Consider the following 22,604-nt stretch of genomic DNA (forward strand, 5'->3'; position numbering starts at 1 on the left):
AGTCTCTCGAGGTTGGGGATACAATTAAGGGTTGAGTTTAAACAAAACAATCGGCTTTTTACTGTCTTGTGTTGTCGGTGCCACTAATAATAATTGCGCATCAACAAGGCGAATAATTGTTTGCCCTTGCACGGACGCTGCGCAAGCCAGTAACTGAAGCTGCTTTAATACAGCCCGTTGTTGCGTATTTTCCTGAAACAGAGCCGTTAAAGCGTACCGATCATGTAAGGGAATTTGATGGATTTCATACAATAATTGCAACGCGCTTAAGTATTTTTTTTCATTTATTGCACTAAGGTAGGCGGCTTGAAGCTCACGCAACGCTGTTTGCCTCACTCGGTGATAAACTGTAACTAATTGCGAACGATGTCGCAGCAGAGTGAGCAATAACCCCGCACCAATCACTGCCATTAATAACCAATAAATAGGTACCTTACTGAGCCTATTGACGACAGTACCAGACTGATGAGTCAATCGCTCTAAACCTGTCGCACCTTTAACCGTCACTTCTTTAGCAGGAATAGTTAATTCTATTAATCGCTGCTCTGAAGGGTGCCACCAATAAAAGCGTTGTTCAGCAAAGGAATACAGCCCAGGTTGCTCAAAAATATAATGAAACTCATCAGTACGTTTACCTGTGCGTGTGCCTCGGTTGGATTTATCTATTAATTCAGGGGGTTTACGATACACACTTAGACCAGTTTGTTCATAGGCTGGTAGCTCAGGTAACATCATCGCTGGCACACCTTGGGCACTAAAAAATAAAGTATGCGTCAGTGCATCGCCGACCAAGAAGTCAGGTTTATCTGGATCTGACCAAGTTTGTTGTAATTCAACATGATCAGACACAATGTAATGCTCGATATCTTTAAGTGCTGGCACAAGCGTCACCTCAAAAGCCATCGGCTCTGTGACAACGGTCCCTTCGGCTGTGCCTTGCTCCGTTTTAACCGAAATATGGACAGTGATTGCGGGTAACACAAATTTGCCAGCCTTGGTAGGGTAAAGGGTTATCTCTCGAATTTGACTGGCCCAAGTGACACCATCGACTTGCTTATTGCTATTAATGCTGATTTCGCCATCAGGGAGCATAATCAGGTTATCAAATTGGGGTAACTGTAAGTGTGTCCCTTTCGCAAACCAGTTTTTAGTTGAGACATCAATCGCAAAGACGATAGGTTGTTGCACAATGAGCTCTCCTTGCGTCCGCAGAGTCAGTTCTACGCTCAGCTCATTGTTCGCCATCAGTGACTCAATTGAGTCAGCGTGGCTGACGCGGCCCATTAAACAAAGTGAAATAAGCAACAAGCAACGGAGAATATTCATCATTGTGATTCCCCCGCTTGTTGTTGTGCTTGAAATTTATTGGCTAAAAATCGGGCTGGATTCTTTTGCACTTGGCGCAGCCACATGTCGTTTAACGCAGGATCAAGCAGTAATTGCTCAGCGCTGTATTGCTCAATAAGTTGCTGTTTGAGTAATTGTTTTTCGGCACCATCACCGGTTTGCGGCTCATCTCCTAACTCTTTTGAGCTCGCCCCTTCTTCTTTTTGGCTTTGCGAATACCGATTAACCTCATCGATAATACTTTGCACCAGTGCTAAATTATGCGCTGCCGCCGAAAAATCTGGCTGCTCAGTGACAATCTGCTGGTAAACATCACGGGCATTCACATACTGCCTTGCGTGCGCCAACGCATTGCCATAAGCCAGCTGGCTGTCGCTATCTTTATACTGATTATAAATTAAACCCGCTTGCTCAAATTGCTCAGCCTGATACCAGCTAAACGCTTGCCACTTTGGCTGTTGAAATTGATTCGCAGCTAAGGTGTATTCACCCAGCAAAAATAACGCAGCGCCTTGCTGATCTCGTGTGAGCCATAAATCGACAAATTGCTGAGGCATTACCCACATAAACGCGGCCATAACCAGTAATATCACAGCAATCAATTTGCGTTTATAAAGGCTTAATAACTGGCTGACTTGCTTGATCAAAGTCGACACACCAATAGCAGTGCAAACTTGAGATACGTAACTTACCATTGCAGTGTCCATCCTTTACGAAACCAGACTAAAAACAGTAATGCAATCAACCAGACCAAAGGATAACCGGCATCCAACCAAGGCCGACTTTCATCTTCGACGACCACTAAGTTATGCTTGATGTATCGTGCCATCGCTTCTACGTCAGATTTATCATGGCTCATTGCTACAAAACGCCCGTTAGCAGCTTGACTTAAGGCTTCAAGCTGCGTTTTCTGCATTGCAATGATTGCGCTCCCTGCAGGTGCTTGGTCTTCACCGAAGCCCCAAATTAATAGCTGATGAGGTTGCTGTACAAAAAAATCAGTCAATGCATCTTGTGCTGAAGGGTCGGTGCCATCGGTCAAAATCATAACGGTTCCCGGTACGGAAGTACTGGCTAACATCGGGCTAATGACAGGTAATAACGCCTCGGTGCGCTTTCCGCTCACTGGCATAATGGTGTGGTCGAGCGCATCAAGAAAATGTCGGATCATCGCATTATCTTTACTCAAGGGCATCACTAAATGCGCAGAACCTGAATAAGCCACTAAGGCCGTATACGCATCCCCACGCTGTGCGAGTAATTCGAGTATTTTTTGCTTTGCCCGAATTAAGCGCGAAGGTTGGGTGTCCGTTTGCTCCATGGTTTGCGATACATCTAATGCAATCACTAACACGGCTTGATCTTCTGTAAACGGGCTGGGTTGTTGCTGCCATGTTGGCCCAGCCAACACAACCGGGACAATAAAAGCAATCACTTTTGACATACGGATCGGTGAAAACCAATGGCGGTTATTACCAGCCACCGTCAAGTGTTGTAATACAGCTGTAGACATCACACCCTGCCACGGCGCTAAGCTATCATCCCGTCGGCTGATAATCCTAAAAATGGCCCAGATAAGCAAATAGCTCAGTAGCCAATAAGGACGCAAAAAATGAAAATGAACCAACGAGCCCCAATTAAACCAATCCATTAATTGACTCCTTGTTGATCTAAAGAAGCCAATTTGCGATCGCGCGCACTCACCAAACCAAGTGCCAAAATATAAATCAAGAAAAAAGCAATGAGCGGATAATGATGAATACTGGTACGCGGTCTAAATGACTGCGAGTCAAACAATTCGGGTTCAAGTTGATTAATTTGTTGATAAACGAGTTGAAGCTGCTCGCGATCTAACGCTTGATAAAACTCACCTCCAGTATGCTTAGCAATCGCCTTTAGCACGTCAGTATCGACTTTTTCTTCACCGACAGCGGCCGGATCACCCATTGCGATGGTGTATATTTTTATTTGTTCACTGGCCGCGACTTTAGCCGCATCAATGGGTGGCACTCTTGAGGCCGTATCATTGCCATCTGTCAGCACAATTAGCACCCGGTTTTTTGTTTGTGCTTGTTTAAACACCCCAATTGAAAGACCAATTGCATCTCCAAAGGCAGTACTTTGACCTGCTAAACCTATGTTCGCTTCATTTAACAAACTCAGCCACGTATTCAAATCACTGGTAAAGGGAGATTGCAGGTAGGGCGCATCGCCAAATAGAATCAAACCAAGGCGATCTGTCTCTCGTCCACTGGCAAACTCAATCAGCACTTCTTTCACCGCCGACAATCGATCAACCGTATCACCGCTCTGTACAGTGAAATCCTCCACAGCCATTGAGCCGGATAAATCGACCGCTATCATTAAATCTCGCGCGGATTTTTCTTGTGTCACAACCGGCCCTACCATTTCTGGTTTCGCCATGGCCACCACTAAACAACACCAACTGATAATCAGCAGCACCATTTGAATCCGTTTTCTGACCAAAATAACAGCTCCATGTTGGGGCGTTTGACCACTGACGGCGACTAAACTCTGAAAATGGGGCACAAATACGGATTGTTTTTTTTCTTTATAAGGCGGAACAAACCAAAATACCGCAGCAGGCAGTAACAGTAAAATAAAACACATAGGATAAGCAAATTCGATCATGAAGCCTCCTGATGCTGTGTTAGCCAAATGGTTATTTCACGACACAATTGCTGGATCTGATCAGGTTGATAATCGGCTAAACGGGCAAAAGCAAGTTGATGAAGTAGCTCGGCGCTTTGTGAAGATAAACAAGGCGAGGGGCATTGTTGATTGAGCCAATCAACCCAATTTTGACCTGATAGACGACTGACAGCACGACGCTCATAGGCTTGCAAAGCCGCACTGCGTAGCACAGTGGGGATTGAACGATAATACCTGACGGCCTCTGCACTTTCGTGAGGCAGCTGTCTGAACCAAGCTAATGCATCGCGCCGGTACTGATTGCGTTTATAACGTAAATACCTTTGATACATTTTATTCAACGACCAAATCAACACACACACAGCCACAATCTGCCAGCCAAGAGTATGTGGCCACCAAGGGATACTTTGTGGGATGGGCGTTTCGCTTAACTCTTTTAAAAGATAATTACCCCAACTGCCTGATTGAACGCTCATGTTTTGCTCTTCCCTATTGCTTTTCGCAACTGTTGCTCAACCGGCGATAAGGTATCGATTGCGATTAATGGAATGCGATACTTCTTCGCCATTTTGGCGTAATTTCCTAATTGTTGCTCTACATGTTGTTGATACTTTTGCTGCGTCGATGCGTTATCACTGGCAAATTGAATTTGTAACTGTCCATCACTCACAACCATTTGGGACATCTTGGGAAGCTGCCTTTCCAGTGGATCAAAAACATCACACGCAATGAGTTCATGATGTTGCCTTAAGCGCTTTATTAAATCATTACTACGCTCATTCCAGCCACTGCCATCGCCAATGTGAATAATTAACGAATTAGTACCGCCCACATACGCCATTTTATGCAACACTTGGTTAAACATGTCGTCGTTAGTCTGAATCTTGTCAACTGACAATTGCTGATTAAATTTAACGACTTCATGCAAAAGCTGAGTGACATGCTGGGAACTACGTTTAGCAGCAACAACATGAGTGTGTTGATCATTAAAAATGATGGCTCCAACGCGGTCGCCACCGGCTATACACTGCCATGCGATTAACGCCGCAAGCTCAGCGGCAACCACCGACTTCATTTTTCCTTTTGAGCCAAAAAACATACTGCATCGTTGATCGATGAGCAGATACACGTTGCGTTCGCGTTCTTCGGTGTACACTTTGATGTGCGGTTTACCCGTTCGACGTGTCACTTTCCAATCCATACTGCGAATATCATCACCAGGACGATAATGACGCAATTCTTCAAAGTTGAGCCCTCGTCCGCGTAATTTAGACACATACTTTCCAGCCAATACACTATTTGCAGGCTGGACGGGGCGAAAACTAAAACCGTGGCTGTGCGCTTTTAAACGCCTAAGCGCATCAATATTGGTATAAATATCAGGGTGTATTTCGGCCATGGGCTCATTCCTTATGCCACTGCCACCAACTGTAAAATTTCATCGATGACTTGATCAGCAGTAATGCCATCAGCAATGGCATCGTAACTTAAAACTAATCGATGACGCAGTACACCATGTGCAATGCTTCGAACATCATCTGGGTCGATAAAGTCTTTTTGCTGTAACCAAGCATACGCTCGCGCACATTTATCTAAAGCAATGCTGGCCCGTGGGCTTGATCCGACGCTTAACCAATTCGATAAAGGTGAATCGGGGTAACGTTCTGGCTGACGTGTCGCCATGACAATAGCAACAATATAATCGACCATTGCATCACTAACATGGATTTGATGCACTTGTTCACGCGCCTTAAAAATATGCTCTGGATCAATCGTGACAGGGGTTTGCGCGACCGATTTTTCTTCGCTGCGCACTAACTTAATAATCTGCGCTTCGGCGTCATCATTCGGGTAATCAAGAATAATTTTCAGTAAAAATCGGTCCATTTGTGCTTCAGGAAGCGGATAAGTTCCTTCTTGTTCTATCGGGTTTTGTGTTGCAAGCACCATAAATAAATCAGGAAGACGATGGGTTTTTCCGGCCACGGTAATTTGGCGCTCTTCCATCGCTTCTAACAAAGCGGCTTGCACTTTGGCGGGAGAACGATTGATCTCATCAGCCAATAACAAATTATTAAAAACAGGGCCTGGCTGAAAGGTCAATAACGGCTTTCCGTCGACTTCTTGATACACTTCTGTACCAGTCACATCTGAAGGTAATAAATCTGGCGTAAATTGAACTCGCCCTAATGACACTGACAACGACTTAGCCAAGGTTTTAATCGAGCGCGTTTTGGCGGTACCCGGTAAACCTTCAAGTAACACGTTTCCATTGGTTAACAAAGCTAACAAAAGGGAATCAACCACATGCGATTGACCAATCACTGATTGCGCTATTTGCTGTTTTAAAAGCTGAATTTGTTGAAAACTGTCACTCATAATTTGTCCTTAATTTGACTGTTTTATCGCATTGATTTGTTGCTCAAGTTGCAAAATAACCGCCGCTGGCGCGTAGTTTTTAAGCTCTTTAACACAATTGCCCATACTGGGGTTTTGATGACGAATTTGCATTTCACACAAACTAAATAGATGTTCTGGGTTACCACTTAACTGATATGCTTTGGCTAACGACATTTGTGCGTTCATGGGATTGTTCGCTTCTGTGATAAGTCCAAGCACAAAATGGTATTGCGGATTGCCTGATTGCGCCTTAATCGCTTGATTAAGCGCAACAATCGCTTGTTCTGTTTGTTTGCTTCTTACATAAGCTAACGCCAACTGATAAGATACGGCATCTGCATCGGGATTCGCTTGTTGACCTTGTTTTAACGTCGCGATGACCTTCACTTCATTATTTTGTCGACGATGTAATTCGGCTAACTGGATGTAGGCTTCGGCAAAATAAGGTTCTATTTTAATACTCATCAAATAGGCTTGCTCAGCTTCGGCATAACGCCCTTGATACACATTTAACGTGCCAATATTGGTATGAGCGAAGCCTCGATCACTGTTGAATGCTTGGATCTGACGATATTCAGCTAAGGGCCCTTTGAGCGCATGTTGCTGCGCTGCCGTCAAAATTTGCCAATCTCGCGCTAATGCCTGCGCCGCTTCTGTGCGCACTGATAACACCTTATCCGATAATAAAACCTGCAGTAATTGCCAGCGCTCGGTTGGGGGCAGTGACTCTGAACCTCGAACGGCCCCGACTCGAATATGTTCATCGGCATGTTTAACTGCTCGTGCTAAGGCTATTAACGTATTTGGATCATTCAATGGGGTCATCCGCTCAAGCGCCGATGCGCGAATGATGCCAGGCTGCTGATTATTTTGAGCAATATGAGAAAGCGCGGAGCTAGCTTGTTGATAGCCTTGATCTATTGCAGCAAACACCGGCGCAAACGGTCGCTCTTCATTCAGGTCTTTTTGCGGATACCATAGGTTCACAAAACTCAGGCTCCACTGACTGTCTTTATCTTGATGGCAACTTAAACAGGTATCTGGGGTGCCTAGTTGTAATGCAAAGTCTGGTCGAGGGCTATGCCAGCCGTGATCACGCCGTTTATCTATTTGCATGTAAGTGGTTTCGGGCATATGGCAGTTAACACACTGTGCACCCGTGCTGTTTATCGGGTGTTTATGATGATCAGGAGTGTTATAGGCGTCGCTTTGATGGCACTGCAAGCACACTTTTTCAGGTTCGATTTTTAATTTTGCCGAATGTGGATCATGGCAATTTGTACACGTCACACCTTGTTGACTCATTTTGCTTTGTAAAAATGAACCGTAGACATAATTTTCGTCATAGACTTGGCCATCAGGGTAATAAAGTTGAGAATCAATAAAGCTGAGTAAATAGCGATCGCCAAACGCATTGTTCTTAATATAGTTTTTATCTGTACCTAATTGAACATGTCGACTGTGGCACTGGGCACATACTAATGTTTGCTGAGTTGGATTGATTTCAGCTGGCTGCAAGGTCTGTTTGTTAGGCGCTTTAATCCATTGCATCACGGCTTGCGACAAATCACGATCAAAACCAAGATTAAGATGCTCTGAAGGTTGTTTACTCCATGCTAAATGTTCACTCGCTGCCCCATGACAAGCTTCACAGCCAACATTAATTTCGCTGAACGTGGTCTTGTAGGTATTGGTGTTAACATCATAATTTTTTTCGACATTCGTTGAATGGCAATCGGCACACATATAGTTCCAATTTTGCCCTGTATTGGTCCAAAAAAATGTCTGATGAGTTTCAGTCTGATCGGGATACAAATTGAACCAGCGCTGCCCCCCCTCTTGTTTCGGGCGACTATCCCAAGAAAAAGGAATTAACTGCACTCGGCCATCCTCGAATTCAACCATATATTGCTGCAAGGGCTCGTAACCAAACGTGTAACTAATTTTATAGTCGGTTAATTTTCTATCTGGCCCTGTGATCTTGACCCAATATTCTTTATTTTTTGTGTAAAAACGATTGGTGATGCCATTTGAAATGAAGTTCACATCATTAAAATCACCTAGCACAGACTGCTCGTTGGCATGTTTCATCGCCATATCATGGTGAGAGCCCTGCCATGCTTGATGCTGACTTTGATGACAGTCTACACATTGTTGTGTACCAACAAACTCTGGTTTGGCCAAGGCATAAGCACTGAATAAACACATCGCGACCAATAAAAAAGCCAAAACGGCATCACGAACACACTGCATGTTATTCCTTACTCATCGCCAATCGGAAGCCGATATCAGGCATGCGCACATTATTTGTGGCACCATCACGACGATAAATATAGGACTCTGACGGGCTAAATTCGTATCCGCCGCCACGCTGAATTTTCATTGATTTTTGTCGATCATTTTCAGTGGTAATTATAATTGGATTATGGGTTTTACCTTGACGCAGTTGATAGACTTTTTGACTCAGATCGTCTTGGCAAAACTCCCATAGATTCCCCGTCATATCAAACAGGCCTAATTCATTGGCTTGTTTTTGCGCCACTGGATGGCTCTTACGTTCACTATTGGCAGCATACCAAGCGACAGCGTTAATATCGTTACTGCCGCTAAAACGATAGCCTTTTGAGTGGACCCCGCCACGCGCAGCAAATTCCCACTCAGCTTCACTCGGCAACCGAAAAGATTGGCCGGTTAACTGATTAAGTCTACCAATAAAAGTTTGAATATTAGACCAACTTAAATTATTCATTGGGCAAGTTTCGCATTGGAAATAACTATTATTCCAACCCATCACTTTTACAAACATCCCTTGCGTCAACTCCGTTTTAGCGATGTAGAAGCCATCAAGAGAAATAAGATGCGCGGGCTTTTCGTGGTCATTGGCGTCGTGATCATTACTACCCATGGAAAATTCTCCGCCTTCAACCCAGATCATTTGCGACAGAAATAACTCAGAAAGTGACGCAGAATCGTCGGAGGGCTCACTGTGCGCCGAAGTAGAAAAAATAAAACTACACAATACAAATAAAATAAAAACGGGGCGCTTTGCAATTATCATGGCTACCAAAATAAAACGTTACTAAATAAAATACGAAAAAACAATGACCTGAAAAACGGCCATTGTAAATAATAAAATCAGAGTGAGTGATCACCGTACTTTGGCACGATGATCACTTTATTTAACTAAGGTACAAAACTACCGGGTTCTTGACGCTGCGGAAACTCTTTAAAGGTGGCTTTAAATTTAGCGACCTCAGTCATTGCTGGTGCAATTAAGAACATATGCTCAGCAAACCACTGTGAATAACCCGCCCCTTCATGATCCATACGTTCAAATGGGTCCATACGTAAGTTAAAGATTTTAGGTGCACGTAATACAACCCAAGGATCTTGCCACACTTCTAAGCCATGTGCGCGCTGCTCACGAAAGACAAATTTGTAATCTTCGTAGCGTAAACCGACAATTTCACCGGTATCAGAGCTATAAATAAACTCTTTACGTGGCCCCTCTTTCGAAGTATCTAAGAAATGAGGTAAGAAATTATATCCATCTAGGTGAACTTTGTATTTTTTACCAGCAACCGTTTTACCTTTTTTAAGATCTTGTTTAACCTTAGTATCACCCACCGCTGCTAAAATAGTCGGTAACCAATCTTGTGTGCTGATAATTTCATTCGACACTTGGTTTGGTTTAATTTTACCCGGCCACTTAACCATCATCGGCACACGGTAACCCCCTTCCCAGTTCGTGTTTTTCTCACCACGGAATTGCGTATAACCACCGTCAGGCCACAGCATTAATTCTGCACCGTTATCAGTGGTGTACATTACAATCGTATTATCCGCTATGCCTAAGTCTTCAATTTTATCTAACAATTGACCTACGTGACCATCATGCTCAGTCATACCATCAGCGTATAAACCTTGACCCGTTACACCTTGTGATTCTGGTTTAAGACGAGTCCAAATATGCATACGTGTTGTGTTATACCAAACAAAGAATGGTTTCTTTTGGGCGTGAGCTTTATCGATAAATTTGAGGGCAGCGCCTAAAAATTCCTCATCGATGGTTTCCATACGTTTTTTTGTAACTGGCCCAGTGTCAGTCACTTTACCATCAGCAAACGAATGGATCGCACCACGAGGGCCAAATTTCTTTTTAAACTCAGGATCTTTAGGATAATCAGGATGCTCAGGCTCATCTTCGGCATTGAGGTGATACAAATTACCAAAGAATTCATCAAAACCGTGATTGGTTGGTAGATGCTCATCTTGGTCACCTAAGTGATTTTTACCAAACTGACCACTCATGTAGCCATAAGGCTTCAACAAGGTTGCTATTGAAGGATCTTCAACACTCACCCCTTCTTTAGCGCCTGGTAAACCCACTTTAGTCAGACCTGTTCGCATAGGGTGCTGACCAGTTATAAAACCTGCTCGCCCAGCGGTACAACTTTGATCGCCGTAGGAATCGGTAAATAAGATCCCTCCGTTTGCAATCCGGTCGATATTGGGTGTTTTATAACCCATCACGCCTCGGTTATAGGCACTAATATTATATGTCCCAATATCATCGCCCCAAATGGCGAGAATATTAGGCTTTGATTTATCTGTGGTGGCAAAGGCTGTGCTAGACATAGCCAAAATACTGGCTCCTAACACAGACAATCCAAGTTTACCTTTGATCATATGATCTCCTTAATGGTTGAACGACCGTTACATTTCTATAACATTACTAGTATAAACACTAGAACGATCACTTTTTAGCCCCAATTGAAATTAGCATAATTATGACAGCGTAATCAATTGATTGAGGTAGATAATATTACGCTGTTTTTAATAATATTTTATGACATGATTACCATTGTAAACTTAGGGTTACTGAAGTCTATTTGCACCCCCAATAAAGAAACAAATGTAACCTCAAATTAAAAAATTGCTATCAAAATGATTTGTATTTTTTCAATTTTAATGAATCAAAAATGGATGCCAAGATGAAGCTTTCTCATTCTATATGTTACGCGTTGTTGTTATTCACCAGCCACCCCATGTTTGCCACAAATGAACTACCAGCAAAGCCAAAGCTAGTATTACAAATTACCGTCGATCAGTTACGCAGTGATCTTCCCTACACGGTACTGGAGAAATTACCTCCGGGAGGACTGCGTTATTTATATGAGCAGGGACAGGTATTTACCAATGCCCGCCATCGTCATGGTAATACCGAAACCATTGTCGGACATGCCACCCTTGCAACCGGTAGCGATCCATCTGTACATGGCATGATTGGTAATGTTTGGTTTGACAAACACTTAAAGCGCAATGTCTACAACATTGAAGATCCGGCCTATCATTTGCTTGGTGCTAATGCTGGAGTCGATCAGAAAAATGAAATAGATAGCACCCAAAAAGCAGCGAAAAGCGATGGCCGCTCGCCTGCTGCAATCATTGGCACAACGTTAGCAGATGAGATTTCCCTTGCTGGGGCAGGAAAAAGTAAAGTGTTTTCTGTCTCAATTAAAGACCGCGGTGCCGTTTCAATGGCCGGACACAGTGGCAAAGCATTTTGGTTTTCAAAATCTGCTGGGCAATTTATTACCAGCAATTATTATTACCAACAGTATCCTGAGTGGGTGTCAAGATGGAATAAGAGTAACAAATTGGCTCAATACAGCCAGTCAAGCTGGCAGTTAAGCCAACCTATAAAACAATATAGGCTCGCGGCACACGATGATCGTGCTTTTGAAACTGATTTAGCAGGGTTTGGCCGCACGTTCCCACATCAATACCCAAAACAGGATAATAAATATTTCACTACTTTGTTAACTACCAGCCCGATTGGTGATGAACTCACACTCGATTTTGCCACAACGTTATTGGCCGCCGAATCAATCGGTCAAGATCAAGTGACTGACTATTTAGCTGTCAGCTTTTCATCTACAGATTATGTGGGTCATTTATTTGGACCTGCGAGTTTAGAAAGCGAAGATAATCTTTATCGGCTTGACCGCACGCTCGCAGCACTGTTAGCGAGTATTGATACACATATCGGTTTAACTAACACTTTAATTGTGTTCAGTGCGGATCATGGGGCGGCTGAAGCGCCTGAGTATCTAACAGAGCAACACATACCGAGCGGTTACATTAATGCAGATTTTTATAAAACTAACACCGTCGCTGATGCATTAAGGGCGAAATTGGGTGTGGGCAGTGAAATTATCAGCCAATATACCCACCCTTATATTTATTTAAATCATGAATTAATCGCTGCAAATAAGCTCAGTCAAAGTCAGGTTGAGCAGGCAGTCACCGCAGTATTAAGTCAACAAGAAGGGGTTCATAGTTTAGTCAGCACAGCCCAAGCACTTGCAAATCAGTTGCCAGCAACACACCTCAACCAAAGTGTTTTATATAATAGTCATTATGGTCGTTCAGGTGACCTGTTTGTTATTTTCAAACCGCATTGGTTTATTAATGACTTTGACGGACTTGAAGTGGCCACCACGCATGGTTCACCGTGGCGTTATGATCAAAGTGTGCCTATGATATTCGCAGGTCACAAAGTGAAGGCCGCACAAAAAACCAAGCCTGTTTTAACGATAGATATTGCGCCTACGGTCAGCCATTACTTAGGGGTGACTCCTCCCTCTGGTGCCACAGGCACTGCCCACTCGTTACAGATAAATTAAACCGACATACAGGCATTAAAAAAGGGAAATCAATTGATTTCCCTTTTTTAATGTCCTAAAAGAACTACAAAGTGGCAGGTTTCACAAATTTAAGTGTCATACGGTCGGACTCTCCCATTATCTGGTATTTAGCACGATCTTTATCTCCTAAAGCGAAGGTGGGCGCTAAGGTCCAAACCCCTTTTTCATGCTGCGCTGTATCGAGTGAATTTGCATTAATGCTTGATTGTGCCACTAGCTTAAATCCCGCTTCTTCTGCCATTTTAATCACCACGCTTTGTTTGATATAGCCTGAGTTACGATTTGCTTCTGCATCGAGATTTTCAGGCAAGCGATGATCAACCACACCAAATACACCACCCGGTTTAAGTGCGTTAAACGAGGCTGCTAAGGTCATTTTCAACGCTTCATCACCATTCATGTAAAAATTATGCAAATTTCTAAACGTTAGCACCGCATCCACACTGCCTTTGGGTGCCATTTCAATAGCATGTTTTGGATGAAATCCTGTCAATTTGGTTTTTTCCATGCCTTTTGTATTCGCAATTTTTGCTTGATACTTAGGTAAATGTTTATTGAAGTAGTCAACATCCGTACCTGATGGAAAGTGCGCAGCATAAAAAGTACCTTTATCGGCGAGCATAGGTGCCAATATTTCACTGTACCAGCCGCCACCAGGCCAAATCTCCACCACGGTCATTTCTTCATTGATGCCAAAAAAATTCAACGTCTGCTGTGGGTTACGAAATTCATCGCGCGCTTTATTTTCAGCGCTACGAATGTCACTTTTCACGACTTCATTTACAGGTGCGGCATAGGCTGACGCAGACATATATGAAATACCTGCAAGCGCGCCACACAATGCAAAAGTGGAGAGTTTGTTCATGTTTATTCCTTGTTGATGTTATTTAATCACTGTTTTCTCAAACCAAGTCCTATCAAACCACACCGGTTTGCAATTGGTAAGAAATTTTATGTAAAAGAATGTCTCAATCGGTCACTTTTGTTCGAAAATGTTGACCACTCTGTTAGCTAAAACTGAAGTTAACTAAATGGTATTTCAATAACACCAGCATTCTTTTAGGTACTGATTGCTCGATATTTAAACGCTGCTAACACTCATTGTTTAACAGTTATTTTACAATTAGTTTTTTATACTATAAAGTGCGTGCCTTCAGTCGTCGCGAAGTCATTTTAAAGTTAAATGTTAAAAAGGAATTTTGTGTATTCTCCCGCTTACCAAAGCCCTCTCTAATAGCGCTCTAATTTAAAATAGTTCTCTTTATACAAGCTAATAATAATGAAAAATAAAATAAAATTTGCCACCCGCACGCTGTTGGGGCAAGCAAAAAAGCAATGGTCTAACTTACCTTTTGGTATTTATTGTTTCACGTATCATCGCGTTGGCGATCATCATCAATGTAGTTACGATGCCAATGTATTTTCATGTACCGAGCACCGTTTTGAGCAACACTTAATCTTTTATAAAAAGCATTTTGAGGTAATTAACCAACAAAAGTTGCAACAATTACTCGAAAATGACCAGCCTTTAGATAAGCACTATGCGTTAATTAGTTTTGATGATGGGTATATTGACAATTATAAACTGGCTTTTCCGATATTATTAAAACATGGTTTAACTGCATCGTTTTTTATCACCACCGGATATGTTGGGCAACGCAGTTTACCTTGGTGGGATAAAATCGCATGGTTAGTAAAAAAATCTGATAATAAAAAGCTCTGTTATCCGAGTAATGCAAAACCGATACGATTAACACGCAAAAATAAAAATGCGGTGATTAATGAAGTTTTAAAGCGTGTAAAAGCTGATAACCACACATCAATGGATGACAAAATATCCTTATTAAGTGAGCTGCTTGGAACACAGTACTCAGAATCGTTATCAGAGAATCAATTGTTTATGAATTTTGAACAAGTTCGAGAAATGCACCTAGCTGGAATGGACATTGGCGCTCACACAATCAATCACTGTATCTTATCTCACGAAAGCAATGAAACGCAGCAGATTGAGCTTGCCCAATCAAAAGAAGAATTAGAAACGCTTTTAAACATACCGGTTACTTCGCTTGCTTACCCTGTTGGTGCGTTTAATTGTTATAATGAAGAGACAATCAATTTGGCACAAACCTTAGGGTATAAACTTGCTTTTACTTATGAAGAAGGCATTAATTTAGCTCCAGCTAATCACCGGTTCGAATTGTTACGCTTTCCAATCGAGAATAATAAAAGTATCACTCGTTTAAAGTACGCATTATCCTATCCTCAACATACGTATTAAACATAAAAATGACTAATATTGTATTAAATAAATACTCATTAAAAGAAAACCGAGTATTCATCATTGCATCTTGGCAAGCGTTATTAGCCACAAGCGAACATAGCTATTTTCAGTCTGTTGAGTGGATTAACACTTGGTTTAAACACTTACCAGATCACCAAGATATCGACTTTTGGCTGATGAGCAATAAAAATGAGCCAATTGCCGCATTGTTTATTGGTCGATGCACAAGACAGTTTATGGGTATAAAATCGTTAAACAGAGGGATAGTTCAAGGTATAGGAATTGAAAAATTCGATTTAATTACTCCAGAATATACCGGTTTTGTTTGCCCAAATTTAAGTCAGATTGATGTTGAGTTATGGTCAAGTACCCTGCTCAATACTTATCACGAAGTCGTTATTCCTTACGTTGCACCCGAGCAAGCTTTACTGTGGTTAAAACAAAAAGGCGGATCGCGCTTATACGATGAAGCAACCTATTTTGCTGATTTAACGGGCTTCAAAGATGGAGAATCTGCTTTTTGGCAGTCGATTAGTAAAAACACCAAGAAACAATTAAAAACCTCACTGAATGCCTACGAAAAAATAGGCACTTTACAAGTAACCGCTGCAGTTGATAAAAGGCAAGCACTCGCATTTTTGCAAGAACTTGGCAAGTTAAGCTCTTTAAAATGGGCAACAACCAATAAAACAGGCGCGTTTGACCAACAACAATTTGTCGACTTTCACCAAGATCTCATCAGGGGATCATTTGATAATGGCCAAATACAATTGCTAAAAATAACGGCCGGCGATCACGTTATTGGTTATTTATATAATTTTGTCTATCAAAGCACCGTGCATTTTTATCAATGCGGTTTTGTATATCAGGCGCAAAACAAATTTAGACCTGGATTAGTTTGCCATTATCTATCGATGAAGTTTAATGCAGATAAAGACGTTACTACTTATGACTTTTTGGCTGGCGACAACCGTTATAAACAAAGCTTAGCGACTAAAAAAATAGCGATGCCGACACTATTGCTACAAAGGAACAGCTGGTTTTTAACATTAGAAAGCAGAGTGCTGGCGACACTTAAACGCATTAAACATTTCAAACGCTCTGTTTAGGATTGCATAGGAAGGTGTAATTTAACTTAAATTTGTTAATGTTCAACTGTTGAGCTGTGCCTGTTTTATTTGATTATTAGCAGTTAAACCGAACTTTAACGCATGCACGTTTAAAAATACTACACGCCGTTTAGTATTTTTTGTGAGTACGATGTTTGAGGGCGATTCCTCGTTTACACCTTTTAGCTGTCGTTAGACATAAATTAACTATCTAATAGAAAATTGGCTGGCGAGTTCCAAGCGGATTCATGGTAAAAAGGAACAAATAATAACAAGGGATCTTTGTATGGCTCGTTGGCTCTTAAGCATTGTGTTGATTTTGATGCCACTTTATAGCGTGGCTGCGGATCCAGAACAAACTTTCCTTGATCATCAAGCACTCTTGCAAGCCAATGAGCTAGAAGCAGCACATAAGTTATGGCGCAACCCCAATGAGCAACCTTGGCAAGTGATGATGGCATTTATCTGCGCTTTTTATCAGGATTTAACGCCGACATTTGACCAAATGCAAAGCCATTGTGATGGACAAGAATGCATTGTTGAATTTGAAGCTTTTTTACGTAATGAGCCACATCAGGTGCTTGTTTATATGAGTCTATCTGATCAACATTATCTGATTGACAAAATTACAGCACAACCTATCAAATTAAGCTTTATAGATGCATTGCGCCAATTTTTTTAACTAGCCTGAATGCAGGATAAGCGATTGCATCACAAGTTGAATAAAATTGGTTCGTAAATAGCCGTTTCTTTAACCTAGGTTTTGCAAGCTAACAAAGCGGATTAATACATCAACAACTGGCTTATTCCGGTTAACCCACCGCTTAGAGCGTTAAAAAATAACAGCATGAGCGTGCTTTATTAACCAATATTGAGCCGAACTAGCTTAGCGCATCTATAGTCCACACTTGGCATTGCCCATTCAAGATCAGCGTCACTTCATCATCGAGGTATTTGTCTAATAATGCATTACCTAAAGGCGATTCGCGAGTTATCACACTCAATTGCTGATTATTAATTTTAACCTGTAAACCCCCACTGCATGGGCCAAAAAATAACTGGCGTTCAGCTCCTTCTTCATTGCGAATCACAATATAAGCTCCAAGTTTAATCGGCTCATCGGCGCTAAACGTTCGCACTCGTAACTGTTGATAGGCGCTTATTTCTTGCTGATACATGACAACACGACGACCCAGTCCCTCGGCTAAATATGCCGACTCAAGTCCCAAAGTATCGTATTGGGTTTCGGCAACACTTTGCTCATCTATTGCCCCGGCATGAGCATTATCAGCCCCTTCTTTGGCAATGGCGAGTAACTCGGTTAACGAGGTGAGAATTTGTGTTACTATGCAGTGTTTATTTAACATGTATTTACTCTGACTGTAATAGCTTGTTAATGATCGTTTCAAGTCACGTTTGTTATACTCACAACTCTGAGATCAATAACCCAATAAAGAGCGCCACGTCATCACCAAATAGTGTTGGTTCTGTGGCTAGGCAGTGAGTAAGATTACCACAGCTCATCAGCAAACAATGCCACGCTTTTATGCTTATCAGTGAAGTTTTATTATATTTAACAGCATCGTTGATCTAAATTATTCTGCGGTGGTCAATTGATATGGCAAAGGCGTATTGAACAAAAGCAAGTGGATATTGACTCCGTCTACCTCTTCACTCAATTTATGTATAATAATTGTCGGCCAATCGATGTTTAAATGAGACTGAACAGGTATGTATGCAGCACACTAATTTTGATGAGACGCTCACAGTGCACAACCTCAGTGAGAGCCAAACAAGGCAAGCGAGTCCAGTCATTTTGCCGACACTATCATCAGGTGAGCTGTCCAAACAAATCATGGCTTGCCAAATTTGCGCGTCGCAATTGCCATTGCCGCCCAAGCCAATCTTTCAATTTTCACCTGCAGCAAAAATTTTAATTGCCGGTCAAGCGCCAGGCCTTCGGGCTCATCAATCAGGGCTGCCTTTTGATGATGCCAGTGGTGATAGACTTAGACAGTGGTTAGGCTTAAACAGCGCACAATTTTATGATCCTCAGCTGTTAGCCATTTTGCCGATGGCTTTTTGCTATCCCGGTAAAGGAGCATCCGGAGATAATCCACCACGCAAAGAATGTGCTCCTGCATGGCGCGCATACCTCCTTGAGCGATTACCCGCTCTTTCGTTAACGCTCTTGATAGGCCAATACGCGTTAGCCTATCATTCTGGCACGTATAAAGGCACGCTTACCGAGCGAGTGCGCCAACAAACTCTCGATAATACAACGCTAATATTACCCCACCCTAGCCCGAGAAATAACATCTGGTTAAAAAACAACCCATGGTTTGAACAGGATATTTTACCGGCTCTAAAACAAAAAATTCAGCGTGTACTGGCGGATTAAGATTTCATCAGTTAGCTGCGCAGCTTGCTCTCAGCCGACATTTGTAGCCCCAGTAGAAAGGCGAATATTTTCACATGAGTTATTTTTCATAAAGTTCAAGAGGTAAATTATCGGGATCCCTAAAAAATGTAAATCGTTTTCCGGTCAATTCATCGACGCGGATCGCTTCAACCTCAACCCCTTTAGCGCATAATGTTTCCACCGCTGCTGTAATAGATTCAACCACAAAGGCGAGATGTCGTAGGCCTTGTGCTTCAGGATTCGAGAGTCTTGCTGGAGGCTTTGGAAATGAAAACAGCTCAAGTTGCCTGCCATCAGGCAATGCTAAGTCCAATTTGTATGAATCACGACTAGCACGGTATTGTTCATTGACAATGGTGAGTCCTAAAATATCACAATAAAACGATTTCGACCGAGGGTAATCTGAACAAATAATCGCCACATGATGAATCCCACTTAACATATCAACCCCTCTTAATTTATGCCGAACACACAGGGTTGTTGTCTCTTAGCCTGATCAGTAAGGTGGTCTGTTTTTTTTGAGCAGTAGCGCAAATATAGCCTGTTGCTGGCGGTTTTGAATAAAGCTGTGAACCAGGTTAATCCCGTTAATCTCTCTTTAAATGGCATGACAGATCCATCTGATTGCAATGTAACACCAAAATATCGTCACCCTCACATTACAATTCATCTTCAATGGGTAAAATAGAGAGGCACCATACCAACAATCGTTGCCAATAAGTTGTTTGTGGCTCTTCATCAAAACGCTGATTATTACGTGTATCAAGCCAGTAAAGTGCGTTGTTATTTGTGTTATCCAGAGCCACTTTCCAAGCATATGTAGGCATTTCTTCTTCAACCCATGTCGCTAAGCTGCGACTCATTTTTTCACTCTGTATCAACACCCCTAGCTCAGTATTTAAGTCAAACGAACGCGGGTCAAGATTCATCGAACCTATAAATATCTGTTGATCATCAAACGTGAGTGTTTTCGCATGTAAGCTGGCTTGTGATGAACCTGTGGGTGACTTAGCCGGCCCTCGGTCTTTATCATTTTGGTAGTCAGGTTTAAACTCCCATATTTTAATGCCCGCTTCTAGCAGCGGTTTACGATATTTTCCATAACCTGCATGCACAGCCGCGACATCTGTAGCCGCTAATGAGTTGGTCAACACAGTAATATCCACATCTTGCTGGGCCCAATCGGTGAGCATTTTTACACCTTGTTCTTTGGGCACAAAGTAAGGAGAAACAATAATCACTTTTTTATGAGGCTGCGCCATCTTTTGAAACAATGACGACGACATATTAGCTGATTTTTCAGTTACTTGATTGAGTAACTTATCAGGATGATCATAAAACAATCTAGAGGGTTGCCAATCGAAATCAAGCTGATTAGCCTCTATTTTTTTGATGATATCACTGTCACGTAACCGCTGAACGTACCGGCTTTGAGAGTTCTGCTCAAGGTAGGTGCGCAATGTGTGTTTCATCTTTGCTAAAGGCTCTGAGTGCGTATAGCCTTGCAGTAATTCAATTGGGTATGCCAACTGGTGGTTCCAATACAAGTCAAACGCACCTGATGCTTGTGGGACAATATTACCAACACAGAGTACATCTAAATCAGCAAAATTCGTATGGGTCTCGACTGAAAAATATTCATTACCTATATTCCGCCCCCCGGTTATAAACGCCTGATTATCCACAATAAAGCTTTTATTATGCATTCGTCTCGATAGTTGTCTGTAATTGCCAATAAACCCTAATGCCCGAAATCGACGATGAGCAAATGGGTTAAATAAGCGCACTTCGATTTGAGGGTGGCTTGACAGAGTCGCTAGATCACGGCTACTGGCCGATTGGGATAGATCATCCAGTAACAGCCGAACTCGGACACCACGATCTGCAGCCGCAAGTAACTTTGCCGTCAATAAAAATGTCGTATGCTCGCGGTGATATAAATAATACTGAACATCAATCGAATGCTGAGCAGCCTCAATCAAGGCCAATCTTGCTGCAAATGCATCAACCCCGTTCGAAAGTGGATAAAACCCAGACAAATTGGATTTATTGGCTTTTAAAGACTCACGGAGTGGACTGGGTAAATCTGGGGGAATCGCATAACTTGGCTTAATTGACTCTCGGGAAGGAAGCTGAGCACACCCCACAATATACATTGTTATAATAAAGGAAATTGCATGCTGTAGAGTTTTAGGTAAGTTCATTTTTATGACTCATGTGTTCGCTGTTTGAAAGTGCCTACGAGCGCCTTATTATTTTACACACTCAAAAGATAGAAACGCTTATGATTATTGATCCTCACCTTAAAACAGATTACCACACCGTTAAGCTAACTCAACACTTAGCTGGCTAAGGATGCCACTGCGAACAAAAAAGCTCCCTTCGGAGCTTTTTTCAAATATCGTGAAAAATAAACAAGCTTATTTTTCGATCAAACCATATTCTTTATCAAGTAATTCGATGATTTCAGCACGTGGATCGTGTGGGATCACGATCTGCTCACCGATAATTTTGCTCGCAATACCAACATAAGTATCTGAAACTTGCATCATCACTTCAATAGGCAATTTGTAGCCTTGTGCAAGTGCTTCGCGTTCTGGCATACGATCTTTATTTAATAATACATCACTATCGGGCACATTATTTATCAATAATTGACGGAAGCCTTCTTTGGAGTTTTCGATGATTTTTCCATCTTTATATGCCGCTTCATCCCAAATACGCGATGAATCTGGGGTGCCAACTTCATCGATATAAATCAGTGTTTGGCTACCATCTATTTCATCAACATAACCAAATTCAAATTTTGTATCGACAAAAATTTGACCTAAATCAGCCAACTGAGCACTGATCAATTTGAAGCCTTCCGTGAGAAGCTTTTCGTACTGGTCAACATCAGCCAAAGATTTAAAGTTAAAAGCAGCTAAATTATTGACGATATTAGCACGGGTAATATTAACATCATCTACTGGCGGAACCTCTGGCACATCCGTGATAATGCCTTTTGTTGAAGGCGTGATCAGCACGTCGTCTAGCTTTTGGTTCGCTTGCAAGCCTTCTGGTAAATCTATGCCACAGAAATTACGCACGCCTTTGGCATAATCGCGCCACATACTCCCAGTAATGTATTGGCGTGCAATCGCCTCTACTTTCACGGTTTGCGCTTTGCGAACAATCCAAATGTACGGGTGTGGGATATCAACAATATGGTTACCAGCTAAACCTGATTGATCAAATAATTTGAACCAATGTGCGGCCACTGAGTTAAGTGCGATCCCTTTACCTGGCACACCGTTTAAACCGTTTTCACCTTGCCAAATGCAATCAAACGCAGAGATACGATCTGAGATGATCATAATTGCAAGCGGCGTGTCTTTTGGAATGGGGTAACCTTTTTCTTCAATTAAGCGTTCGCTGTCGGCTGAGGTTAACCAATAAACACTGCGAACTTTTCCGCTGTGGACATTACCTTGGGTGCGAATAGGTAAGTCATCATTGACTTCCAATACTTTATAGGTGCTCATTGGCTCTCCAAAAGATGTATAACGATACTAAAAAAGGTAAAACGAGAAAATTGGGGTTGATTTTCTACTGTATTTTTCAGGCGCTATAATAGTGCAGCAAGGGCAAAATCACAATCGCTGCGAGCTGTTGTCGGATAA

20 protein-coding genes are annotated in these 22,604 nt (G+C 42.1%); 5 read left to right on the forward strand and 15 right to left on the reverse strand.

Going from position 1 to position 22,604, the window contains the following annotated elements; translation table 11 throughout:
• Nucleotides 1-24: 24 nt before the first annotated feature.
• From AC3KVK_RS18225 to AC3KVK_RS18270, 10 genes are all read right to left on the reverse strand, one after another.
• Nucleotides 25-1,329 carry a hypothetical protein gene (locus AC3KVK_RS18225; RefSeq protein WP_490310229.1) on the reverse strand — a complete coding sequence of 435 codons (1,305 nt, stop codon included), beginning with the start codon at nucleotides 1,327-1,329 and terminating at the stop codon, nucleotides 25-27.
• Nucleotides 1,326-2,042 (reverse strand): hypothetical protein, encoded by a 717-nt coding sequence (locus AC3KVK_RS18230; RefSeq protein ID WP_490310228.1) that lies wholly within the window; start codon nucleotides 2,040-2,042, stop codon nucleotides 1,326-1,328. Before AC3KVK_RS18230 ends, AC3KVK_RS18225 begins: the two co-directional genes overlap by 4 nt.
• Nucleotides 2,036-2,998: a VWA domain-containing protein gene (locus tag AC3KVK_RS18235; RefSeq protein ID WP_490310227.1), complete on the reverse strand. Its 963-nt coding sequence runs from the start codon at nucleotides 2,996-2,998 to the stop codon at nucleotides 2,036-2,038. The genes AC3KVK_RS18230 and AC3KVK_RS18235 overlap by 7 nt, the downstream gene beginning before the upstream one ends.
• Nucleotides 2,998-3,999 carry a vWA domain-containing protein gene (locus AC3KVK_RS18240; protein ID WP_490310226.1) on the reverse strand — a complete coding sequence of 334 codons (1,002 nt, stop codon included), beginning with the start codon at nucleotides 3,997-3,999 and terminating at the stop codon, nucleotides 2,998-3,000. Before AC3KVK_RS18240 ends, AC3KVK_RS18235 begins: the two co-directional genes overlap by 1 nt.
• Nucleotides 3,996-4,496, reverse strand: a complete 501-nt coding sequence (locus tag AC3KVK_RS18245) for a DUF4381 domain-containing protein (protein ID WP_490310225.1) — start codon at nucleotides 4,494-4,496, stop codon at nucleotides 3,996-3,998. Before AC3KVK_RS18245 ends, AC3KVK_RS18240 begins: the two co-directional genes overlap by 4 nt.
• Nucleotides 4,493-5,419 carry a DUF58 domain-containing protein gene (locus AC3KVK_RS18250; RefSeq protein WP_490310224.1) on the reverse strand — a complete coding sequence of 309 codons (927 nt, stop codon included), beginning with the start codon at nucleotides 5,417-5,419 and terminating at the stop codon, nucleotides 4,493-4,495. The genes AC3KVK_RS18245 and AC3KVK_RS18250 overlap by 4 nt, the downstream gene beginning before the upstream one ends.
• Nucleotides 5,420-5,430: 11 nt before the next feature.
• Nucleotides 5,431-6,399 carry an AAA family ATPase gene (locus tag AC3KVK_RS18255; RefSeq protein ID WP_490310223.1) on the reverse strand — a complete coding sequence of 323 codons (969 nt, stop codon included), beginning with the start codon at nucleotides 6,397-6,399 and terminating at the stop codon, nucleotides 5,431-5,433.
• 9 nt (nucleotides 6,400-6,408) lie between these two features.
• A complete protein-coding gene (locus AC3KVK_RS18260; RefSeq protein ID WP_490310222.1) occupies nucleotides 6,409-8,673 on the reverse strand; it encodes an ammonia-forming cytochrome c nitrite reductase subunit c552 in 2,265 nt (754 codons plus the stop codon).
• A 1-nt stretch (nucleotide 8,674) separates the two neighbouring features.
• Entirely contained in the window at nucleotides 8,675-9,478 is an 804-nt protein-coding gene (locus AC3KVK_RS18265; RefSeq protein WP_490310221.1) for a formylglycine-generating enzyme family protein, read from the reverse strand.
• A 125-nt stretch (nucleotides 9,479-9,603) separates the two neighbouring features.
• Complete coding sequence (locus AC3KVK_RS18270) at nucleotides 9,604-11,109, reverse strand: arylsulfatase (RefSeq protein WP_490310220.1); 1,506 nt, start codon at nucleotides 11,107-11,109, stop codon at nucleotides 9,604-9,606.
• Between the two features lie 305 nt (nucleotides 11,110-11,414).
• On the opposite strand from AC3KVK_RS18270, the gene AC3KVK_RS18275 reads away from it, so the two are divergent.
• The gene (locus tag AC3KVK_RS18275; RefSeq protein WP_490310219.1) at nucleotides 11,415-13,109 is read left to right on the forward strand and encodes an alkaline phosphatase family protein; all 1,695 of its coding nucleotides are present in this window, start codon (nucleotides 11,415-11,417) and stop codon (nucleotides 13,107-13,109) included.
• A 64-nt stretch (nucleotides 13,110-13,173) separates the two neighbouring features.
• On the opposite strand, the gene AC3KVK_RS18280 is transcribed toward AC3KVK_RS18275, so the two are convergent.
• Entirely contained in the window at nucleotides 13,174-13,995 is an 822-nt protein-coding gene (locus AC3KVK_RS18280; protein WP_490310218.1) for a class I SAM-dependent methyltransferase, read from the reverse strand.
• A 414-nt stretch (nucleotides 13,996-14,409) separates the two neighbouring features.
• Between AC3KVK_RS18280 and AC3KVK_RS18285 the strand changes: the two genes are divergently transcribed.
• The 3 genes from AC3KVK_RS18285 to AC3KVK_RS18295 all read left to right on the forward strand — a co-directional run bounded on the left by AC3KVK_RS18285 (nucleotide 14,410) and on the right by AC3KVK_RS18295 (nucleotide 17,202).
• Nucleotides 14,410-15,408, forward strand: coding sequence for a polysaccharide deacetylase family protein (locus AC3KVK_RS18285; protein WP_490310217.1), 999 nt, complete (start codon nucleotides 14,410-14,412; stop codon nucleotides 15,406-15,408).
• 8 nt (nucleotides 15,409-15,416) lie between these two features.
• Complete coding sequence (locus AC3KVK_RS18290) at nucleotides 15,417-16,520, forward strand: GNAT family N-acetyltransferase (RefSeq protein WP_490310216.1); 1,104 nt, start codon at nucleotides 15,417-15,419, stop codon at nucleotides 16,518-16,520.
• Nucleotides 16,521-16,806: 286 nt separating this feature from the next.
• Nucleotides 16,807-17,202, forward strand: coding sequence for a hypothetical protein (locus AC3KVK_RS18295; protein WP_490310215.1), 396 nt, complete (start codon nucleotides 16,807-16,809; stop codon nucleotides 17,200-17,202).
• A 199-nt stretch (nucleotides 17,203-17,401) separates the two neighbouring features.
• On the opposite strand, the gene AC3KVK_RS18300 is transcribed toward AC3KVK_RS18295, so the two are convergent.
• Nucleotides 17,402-17,887 carry a hypothetical protein gene (locus AC3KVK_RS18300; RefSeq protein WP_490310214.1) on the reverse strand — a complete coding sequence of 162 codons (486 nt, stop codon included), beginning with the start codon at nucleotides 17,885-17,887 and terminating at the stop codon, nucleotides 17,402-17,404.
• Nucleotides 17,888-18,375: 488 nt separating this feature from the next.
• Between AC3KVK_RS18300 and AC3KVK_RS18305 the strand changes: the two genes are divergently transcribed.
• Nucleotides 18,376-18,921: a uracil-DNA glycosylase family protein gene (locus AC3KVK_RS18305; RefSeq protein ID WP_490310669.1), complete on the forward strand. Its 546-nt coding sequence runs from the start codon at nucleotides 18,376-18,378 to the stop codon at nucleotides 18,919-18,921.
• Nucleotides 18,922-19,000: 79 nt separating this feature from the next.
• On the opposite strand, the gene gloA2 is transcribed toward AC3KVK_RS18305, so the two are convergent.
• The 3 genes from gloA2 to AC3KVK_RS18320 form a co-directional block, all read right to left on the reverse strand.
• A complete protein-coding gene (gene gloA2 / locus AC3KVK_RS18310; RefSeq protein ID WP_490310213.1) occupies nucleotides 19,001-19,384 on the reverse strand; it encodes an SMU1112c/YaeR family gloxylase I-like metalloprotein in 384 nt (127 codons plus the stop codon).
• A gap of 217 nt (nucleotides 19,385-19,601) precedes the next feature.
• Complete coding sequence (locus AC3KVK_RS18315) at nucleotides 19,602-21,146, reverse strand: phospholipase D family protein (protein ID WP_490310212.1); 1,545 nt, start codon at nucleotides 21,144-21,146, stop codon at nucleotides 19,602-19,604.
• A 216-nt stretch (nucleotides 21,147-21,362) separates the two neighbouring features.
• Nucleotides 21,363-22,466, reverse strand: a complete 1,104-nt coding sequence (locus AC3KVK_RS18320; RefSeq protein WP_490310211.1) for a phosphoribosylaminoimidazolesuccinocarboxamide synthase — start codon at nucleotides 22,464-22,466, stop codon at nucleotides 21,363-21,365.
• Between the last annotated feature and the right edge of the window lie 138 nt (nucleotides 22,467-22,604).

It is taken from the genome of Pseudoalteromonas sp. J2K-J979, assembly GCF_058169715.2.

Excerpts from the sequence above, each read along its gene's own strand:
- AC3KVK_RS18265 (WP_490310221.1), bottom strand. The coding sequence starts at position 9,478 with ATGATAATTGCAAAGCGCCCCGTTTTTATTTTATTTGTATTGTGTAGT.
- AC3KVK_RS18270 (WP_490310220.1), bottom strand. The coding sequence starts at position 11,109 with ATGATCAAAGGTAAACTTGGATTGTCTGTGTTAGGAGCCAGTATTTTG.
- AC3KVK_RS18260 (WP_490310222.1), bottom strand. The coding sequence starts at position 8,673 with ATGCAGTGTGTTCGTGATGCCGTTTTGGCTTTTTTATTGGTCGCGATG.
- gloA2 (WP_490310213.1), bottom strand. The coding sequence starts at position 19,384 with ATGTTAAGTGGGATTCATCATGTGGCGATTATTTGTTCAGATTACCCT.
- AC3KVK_RS18230 (WP_490310228.1), bottom strand. The coding sequence starts at position 2,042 with ATGGTAAGTTACGTATCTCAAGTTTGCACTGCTATTGGTGTGTCGACT.
- AC3KVK_RS18250 (WP_490310224.1), bottom strand. The coding sequence starts at position 5,419 with ATGGCCGAAATACACCCTGATATTTATACCAATATTGATGCGCTTAGG.
- AC3KVK_RS18290 (WP_490310216.1), top strand. The coding sequence starts at position 15,417 with ATGACTAATATTGTATTAAATAAATACTCATTAAAAGAAAACCGAGTA.
- AC3KVK_RS18280 (WP_490310218.1), bottom strand. The coding sequence starts at position 13,995 with ATGAACAAACTCTCCACTTTTGCATTGTGTGGCGCGCTTGCAGGTATT.
- AC3KVK_RS18295 (WP_490310215.1), top strand. The coding sequence starts at position 16,807 with ATGGCTCGTTGGCTCTTAAGCATTGTGTTGATTTTGATGCCACTTTAT.
- AC3KVK_RS18305 (WP_490310669.1), top strand. The coding sequence starts at position 18,376 with ATGGCTTGCCAAATTTGCGCGTCGCAATTGCCATTGCCGCCCAAGCCA.
- AC3KVK_RS18225 (WP_490310229.1), bottom strand. The coding sequence starts at position 1,329 with ATGATGAATATTCTCCGTTGCTTGTTGCTTATTTCACTTTGTTTAATG.
- AC3KVK_RS18320 (WP_490310211.1), bottom strand. The coding sequence starts at position 22,466 with ATGAGCACCTATAAAGTATTGGAAGTCAATGATGACTTACCTATTCGC.
- AC3KVK_RS18245 (WP_490310225.1), bottom strand. The coding sequence starts at position 4,496 with ATGAGCGTTCAATCAGGCAGTTGGGGTAATTATCTTTTAAAAGAGTTA.
- AC3KVK_RS18275 (WP_490310219.1), top strand. The coding sequence starts at position 11,415 with ATGAAGCTTTCTCATTCTATATGTTACGCGTTGTTGTTATTCACCAGC.
- AC3KVK_RS18255 (WP_490310223.1), bottom strand. The coding sequence starts at position 6,399 with ATGAGTGACAGTTTTCAACAAATTCAGCTTTTAAAACAGCAAATAGCG.
- AC3KVK_RS18235 (WP_490310227.1), bottom strand. The coding sequence starts at position 2,998 with ATGGATTGGTTTAATTGGGGCTCGTTGGTTCATTTTCATTTTTTGCGT.
- AC3KVK_RS18285 (WP_490310217.1), top strand. The coding sequence starts at position 14,410 with ATGAAAAATAAAATAAAATTTGCCACCCGCACGCTGTTGGGGCAAGCA.
- AC3KVK_RS18240 (WP_490310226.1), bottom strand. The coding sequence starts at position 3,999 with ATGATCGAATTTGCTTATCCTATGTGTTTTATTTTACTGTTACTGCCT.
- AC3KVK_RS18300 (WP_490310214.1), bottom strand. The coding sequence starts at position 17,887 with ATGTTAAATAAACACTGCATAGTAACACAAATTCTCACCTCGTTAACC.
- AC3KVK_RS18315 (WP_490310212.1), bottom strand. The coding sequence starts at position 21,146 with ATGAACTTACCTAAAACTCTACAGCATGCAATTTCCTTTATTATAACA.